This is a genomic window from Fluviicola sp., from assembly GCF_030151805.1.
Lineage (GTDB): Bacteria > Bacteroidota > Bacteroidia > Flavobacteriales_D > Crocinitomicaceae > Fluviicola.
Map to the genome: position 1 here is coordinate 1 of NZ_JASLCN010000410.1, position 6,974 is coordinate 6,974.

Annotated in this window: 5 protein-coding genes; 1 reads left to right on the forward strand and 4 read right to left on the reverse strand. The window is 41.5% G+C overall.

The features are described from left to right. Positions 1-153: 153 nt before the first annotated feature. Complete coding sequence (locus Q1V93_RS15435; RefSeq protein WP_300665892.1) at positions 154-1,485, reverse strand: DEAD/DEAH box helicase; 1,332 nt, start codon at positions 1,483-1,485, stop codon at positions 154-156. A 269-nt stretch (positions 1,486-1,754) separates the two neighbouring features. On the opposite strand from Q1V93_RS15435, the gene Q1V93_RS15440 reads away from it, so the two are divergent. Next, complete coding sequence (locus Q1V93_RS15440) at positions 1,755-3,995, forward strand: T9SS type A sorting domain-containing protein (RefSeq protein WP_300665893.1); 2,241 nt, start codon at positions 1,755-1,757, stop codon at positions 3,993-3,995. Between the two features lie 147 nt (positions 3,996-4,142). On the opposite strand, the gene Q1V93_RS15445 is transcribed toward Q1V93_RS15440, so the two are convergent. The 3 genes from Q1V93_RS15445 to Q1V93_RS15455 all read right to left on the reverse strand — a co-directional run. Then, positions 4,143-4,697 carry a fasciclin domain-containing protein gene (locus tag Q1V93_RS15445; protein WP_300665895.1) on the reverse strand — a complete coding sequence of 185 codons (555 nt, stop codon included), beginning with the start codon at positions 4,695-4,697 and terminating at the stop codon, positions 4,143-4,145. 156 nt (positions 4,698-4,853) lie between these two features. Next, on the reverse strand, positions 4,854-6,203 hold the full coding sequence (gene mgtE / locus Q1V93_RS15450) for a magnesium transporter (RefSeq protein WP_300665896.1): 1,350 nt from the start codon (positions 6,201-6,203) through the stop codon (positions 4,854-4,856). 281 nt (positions 6,204-6,484) lie between these two features. Then, the coding region (locus Q1V93_RS15455) for an O-antigen ligase family protein (protein WP_300665897.1) at positions 6,485-6,974 on the reverse strand (490 nt) is incomplete at its 5' end.

Consider the following 6,974-nt stretch of genomic DNA (forward strand, 5'->3'; position numbering starts at 1 on the left):
ATCAACCATTCACTTAACGTTTTTTATGAAGATACGCAATCCTTTAAATGGAGCATGTAAAATGTACAATTGAAAAGGTTGCTTCCCGAAATATCCGTGCACCCTTTCACTTTTCCATTCTCAATTACCTCCTTCGTAAGAAAAAACAAAGTTTTACTTCTTCTTACCACCGCGTTTTTTCGGTTTTCCATACTTTTCCTGCATGGCTTTCTTGTGATTATAGCGAACGTTGACTTTTTTGTTCTTATCCTTTTTCTCATGAAATGCTGGTCCGACCTGATCTTTCGCAGGTAATTTAACCAACACGTTCTTCATCGCTACCTGTGGTTTTTCAAACTCCAAAATCAATTCTGAAAGCTCCACTTCATCCGGGAAAGCCTGAATATCCACTTGTTTGTTCATGAACTGCTCAATCTTCCCGAAGAATTCTTTGTCCTTTTCAGCCAGGAATGTAATGGCATGTCCTTCTTTGTCTTGTCGACCCGTTCTACCAATGCGGTGAATGTAATTTTCCGTGTTATCCGGAATATCGAAGTTGATTACGTGAGAAACGTCCGTTACGTCAATTCCGCGTGCAATCAAATCCGTTGCTACCAGGATGCGGTAAATACCATTCTGGAAATGATTCACGGCATTGAACCGGTAATTTTGAGCTTTATTGGAATGGATTACCCCGATTTCCACATTGAATACCGGTTCCAGTTCTTCATACAACATATCTGCCAGAACGCGGGAAGAAACAAATACCAGAACCCGGCTCATATCCTGATTTTCTTCCAGCAAGTGCTTCAATAAGTTGACTTTGGAAGTAAAATTCGGAACGAAAATCGCTTCCTGTCTGATTTTTTCAAGCGGTGTTCCTGCTCTGGCAGCTTCCACTTTAACCGGGTTTTCGAAATATGCCTCAATGAATGTCGCAACTTCCTCGGAAAGTGTTGCTGAAAAAAGTAAATTCTGTCTTTTAGGAGGAAGCAACTCAAAAATACGCATCAATTGTGGTCTGAATCCCAGATTCAGGGTTTCATCCACTTCATCGATCACTACTTTCTTGATATGTTTAAACTGCAAAGATCCATTGGCTGCCAAATCGAAAATACGCCCCGGAGTTCCTACCAGGATATCCAATCCCTGCAAAACCATTGCCGATTGCGTATTGATATTCGCTCCTCCGTAAACTCCGCCAACAACCACATTCATATACGGTGTCAGTTTCTCTGCTTCCCGAACCACCTGAACAACCAATTCACGCGTCGGAACGATGATCAGGATCTGAGGATGCGGTTCTTTGGAGAATTTCCACATGGATAAACAAGGCAGCAAATAAGCCAATGTTTTTCCAGTTCCTGTTTGGGCAAGCCCTATGACATCCTTTCCGGACATCATCACGGAAAATCCTGCCGACTGAATCGTAGTTGGAACGGTATATTCAAGTTCATCCAAAGCATTTAGGACCGGCTTTTTGATATTTAAATCGTGAAATGTCATGCGGAAATTTTTCACAAAGGTAATCAATCCATTTTTGTCGGGTTTTAGAACGGGATGACTTTCTTTCAAATCCCAAATTTGTTCCAACTAAAAACGCACTAAAAAAACAATTGATAAATCAATTCTACTAAGAATCAAATTGTTAAATCCATTATCCAATTCAAAAATTAACAGATTTACCATGAAAATTATTTATATTTAGCGCTCGAGAAAATAAATACAACTACAACTTTAGGCGTAAAAAGCCTGAAACCTATAATGCTATTACTATGTTGAAGTACTTATCTACTACATCTCTTGCGTGCGTTTTATCTGTTCATTTGAATGCCCAGGTAACGATTTTTGAATCCATGTCTCCCCAAATTGAATTCATTCAATCGCGCAACTACTCAACCGACGCCGGGAGAAAATACAATTCCGCTTCGTATTACACACATCCGGATTTCGGCAAACTCACTTTTGATGCACCATTTGGAAAAAATGTGATCGAAGATATCAGTAAACGAACGTATGATTCGCGTTACTACATTGATTCGGATCATCCGAATTTCTTTTACATTCAAAAAGCCAGTAATGCTATCAACTTGTTTCAAAACGGGGTTTGGCGGGCCATTGATCCGACTCTTCACAAAGTTTCAGCTCAAAAATACCAATCAGGAGTTCAGGACTGGCCGACTACTTTGGACATTGCAAACGAATTAACGTCCTTTTTGCTGAACGGATCCGAATTCAAATTCAACAATTATTCCCTGAAGGTCATTAACAATAACAATTCCGTGAACATTTACCAGGCAAACTGGTCGCAGATTGCTGTTGGAAATGAAGGAGCATACATCACGGATGTTTTTCCGGGAATAGATATGAGAATCGTTTTTTCCGAAGGGAAAATCGAATCAGACTTCATTATTCGCCAAAACCTGCATGTAAAGCGCCTTGTTTTTATGGATCAGCTGAATGTTCCGGCCCATCTGAACGGATATATCTATACGAATGAAGAAATTGTTCACGGACCGGTCATTTTTGAAAACATCCATACCGGAGAAGCTGAAATTAAATTCAACAGTGCCAGATGTTATGATGCCTCAGAAAACAGACAATCCTGGTTGAATCCATATGCTTTGAACGGAAATCTGTTAGAAATTCTATGTGACTCAGCTCAGTTGAATGATCCGGGAAAAATCTACCCGATCACCATCGATCCTTTGGTAACAGTGGTAGGACCAATTACCTCAGCGAATAATCTTATGGGGTCGAGACCGTCTCCCGCTTCCTGTTCGAGCACGCTGAACGTCACATTTCCGGGAGGAACAACTCCATGGGACGTTTCTGCCGGCTGGACGATTGTTTCAAATTATTGCTATCTGAATTCCTCTCCGTTCTGGGGTATTTATGACGATTGCTGGAGATCTGAAGCCCAGGTATGGATTACCTCCACGTGTGGCGGGATATCGCCTGTCGGAGCACCGGGAACAATCTGGACCTGTGCAGGTTGTAACAGTATCGGAACCTGGAATCCCGTATTACCTTTTGCCGGTTCAGGCTCCCAATCTTTGGCACAATGTTATACTCCTTCCTGTTCCAATCAGACATTAACTTTCAACATTAATTTCAGTCGTACTTATTGTACCGGAAATGGTACTTACGACAACTGTAACTGGGCAAACAACTACTGCAACTACATGAATAACTGGAATGTAACCGTTCAGGGCAGAAACCCGGAAACACTTGCCAATACAACCACCGGAAACGGTTCTTCCACGATTGCTGCTCCAACTTGTGCTTCCGGAACAACACTTTTGAACCCAGCGGCACTTTACGGAGTTCCCGGTTATACTTATTCCTGGAATACCGGTGCAAATTCGAGCACTTTAAATGTTACAAACGGACCCGCAACCTACACAGCAACTGTTACAGATGCATGCGGAACGGTGAGAACCGCAACTTTTATCATTACTTGTCCGCTGGCATTGGATATGGGAAATTTTGAAGCAGCTCTTTCCGGACAAGATGTTCAATTAAGCTGGTCTACGAATTACGAAAAAGAAAATCAGCATTTTGTGATTCTAAGAGCAGGAAGTGATTTGAAATTCGAAGAAATCGGGCAGGTAGTAAGTCAGGGAAATTCTGAAACACCTCAATTTTATGCTTTTATGGACAGAGAACCACTTGGAGGAATCAGTTATTACCAATTGAAAAATGTGGACATTAACGGTCAGGCTACTTTATCGGATATCCGCTCCATTGAAGCAAACCGTTCCGGAAAACAGATTTCTGTTTCTCCGAACCCGAATAACGGGCAATTCAGCCTGGAACTAATGATTCCGAAAACAGGAAACTACACGGTACAAGTTGTTTCTTCAGAAGGAAAAGTGATCTATCAGAACAATCACATGCTGGAAAACGGACATCACATCCTTCCGATGAATAAGGTTACTTTGCTGAAGGGAACTTACCTGGTTCGTGCAACAAACGAAAAAACAGAGTTGCAGGAGAAGTTTGTAGTGGAATAATATGAAACCAAAAAACCCTGACATCCTGATAAGATTATCCGGAGTCAGGGTTCCACCCTTGCTACGAGTTTGTCGGTAAGTAATCCCGAATGTTGTAGTTCATGCTCAAGAGCAACGAGGATATTCGGAATTATTGCCTGTGGAAATTTACATTTTAGGCATCAACACTTTGTCAACTACGTGAATCACTCCATTTGACTGATACACATCGTATGTGGAGATATTTGCGACATTTCCTGCTTCGTCTTTAATCGTAATGTTGTGGTCTCCGTTCATCATTGCCCACAACTTACCTCCTGAAACAGTTGTCATTTCCGCTTTACCGCCACCTTTCTTAATTGCGGCAGCTATTGTGTTGAAGTCCATTTTTCCCGGAACCACATGATAAGTCAATACTTTCACCAATGTTGCTTTGTTTTCCGGTTTCAACAATGTTTCTACCGTTCCTGCAGGAAGGTTTTCAAAAGCGTCATTTACCGGAGCAAAAACTGTGAAGGGACCTTTCCCCTGTAATGTTTCAACCAGACCACCTGCTTTTACTGCTGCAACCAATGTGGTATGATCTTTAGAGTTTACCGCGTTTTCTACAATGTTTTTTGCCGGATACATGGACTCTCCACCAACCATAACAGTCTGAGCAAATGAGTTAGAAAAGATTGCTATGGAAGCAATGAATGCGATTGATAATAATCCCTTTTTCATAATCGTTAAGTTTTGAATTAAAAATTTGACTCAGTTACGATACCAAAAAAGTTTTGGATTTTTGAAATGCAAAAAAAGTTGAAAATAATTTCAAATGAATACGTTTACTCATTGAAAATAAACAAATTAAACTCAAATTATTTTTTGAAAAGAAAATTATTTCAGGAGTAGAAGTCCGACTGTGAAATAGATAAACAAGCCCAGGACGTCATTTGTAGTGGTGACGAAAGGACCTGTTGCCAAAGCCGGATCAATCTTGTACCGGTTCAGGATCAAAGGAATCATTGTGCCGAAAATAGCAGCAAAGATCGTGACGGTAAGCAAGGAGATACTTACAACTAAAGCCAGACGGTAATCATTGAAGAAATAAGAAATCCCAAAAATCAATGAGGAACACAGCAAACCATTTACCAGACCAACAATTGCTTCTTTCCCTACTTTTGAAAAAATACTATCAAAGGGGTCGTTTCCACGCGCCAGCGATTGCACGATAATCGCAGACGATTGTACTCCCACGTTTCCACCCATTGCCGTAATCAGCGGGATGAAAAATGCCAGAGCCGGAAGATGTGTAATGTTTGTTTCAAAGCGCGAAATAACCTGTGCACTCAAAATTCCACCCAGCATTCCGATCAAAAGCCAGGGCAAACGCGCTCTGGAAATACGAAATACACTCGAATTCGATTCCACTTTCTCCGAGATCCCTGAAGCCAGCTGAAAATCTTTGTCTGCCTCTTCCTTGATCACGTCTACGACGTCATCAATCGTAATGCGACCAACCAGTTTTCCCTGCAAGTCGACAACCGGTACGGAAACCAAATCGTATTTTTCCATCACTTTCGCCACCTTCTCAGAAGAATCGCTTGTAGTGACAAAGATCAAATTCTTTCCTTCATATAAATCTCGAATCGGTGTTTTAGGGCTTGCAAAAAGCAATCTTTTCAGTGAAAGAACTCCCACCAATTTGTTCAGGTCATCGATGACATAAATCGTATAAACCTGCTCCACATCTTCTGCTTGTCTGCGCAATTCAACCAGCGCCCGATTTACCGGCCACTCCAACCGTGCCTGGATGAACTCTTTCTGCATCAATCCACCAGCCGTGTCTTCGTCATAGTTCAGGAGATCAACGATATCATCTGCAGCATCATCATCTTCCATTTGAGAGATGACTTCCTGGATTTTCTCATCCGGAAGCTCCCCGAGGATATCGGCAGCATCATCGGAATCCAGGTTCTCCAGCTGCTCTGCCATTTCTTTGGCAGAAAGAGATGCTAAGAACCGATCCCGAACTTCTTCTTCCAGTTCCATCAGGACATCCGCCTGAAGTTCTTCATCGAGTTGATAATACAGGTATTTTGCCTGGTCGATGGACAATTCGTCCATAACTTCCGCAATATCGGCAAAGTGAAGATCAGTGATGTGCTCAATAATCCATAGTCTATCCTCCGACAAAATCGCTTGCCGGATGCGCTCAAGAAAGTCTTTGGTCAGCTCAAAACGCATGGATTCTCAATTTGAGTGCAAAAGTAGGCCTTTCAAAGTCAAGAAACAACCGATTTGCATTTACAAAGTATTAAAATATTGTCTTGTACGGGAATTTAAATGATGTAATAAAAATCCTCTGCATCCTTTGCATCTTAGCGTTCAGTAAGTCAAGTTCATATTTAAACGCAAAGTAGCGAAGAGCGCAAAGCCTTATACCCTTTCATTTCAAGCAAAGTATCGGCCTTGTTTTCATAACTTTAAAAGTACTAAAATTGGAAGAGTTGCCTGGTGAAAAATCCCTATCTTGCCGGATACAAGATTTTCTTCCCGGTAATAAAATAAACAAAAAAGAAGGCAACAAAGGTAACTCCCGTTTGTGTCTGAAGTGTGTCTTCCATCAGGAAAGAAAGCATCGTAATGACCAGGAATCCCGTCCACTCAAACGCATTTATTCTCAATGCGCGAAGAAGCTGAATCAGCCATAAAAGCACAAAAGCGATGAAGCAAAGAATTCCTCCGGCTACCCAGCTGGTGATGTATTGATTGTGAGTCAGATGCTGGTTGTCAAGCGTTAGTTTCGAATGATTCAAACGATAGGTTTCTTTAAACGCTTCTTTCATATCGCCAACACCAACACCAAAAAACGGATGTTTTTTGACAATCGTTAAACCCGCTTTGTTTGATTCGATTTTCTCCAGCAAGGATTTTCCATTCGGATCTTCCACATTGTACAATTGGTTCCGCATGCGGTATATCTGCGCCTGAAACCCTCCTTTCGACATTTCGATA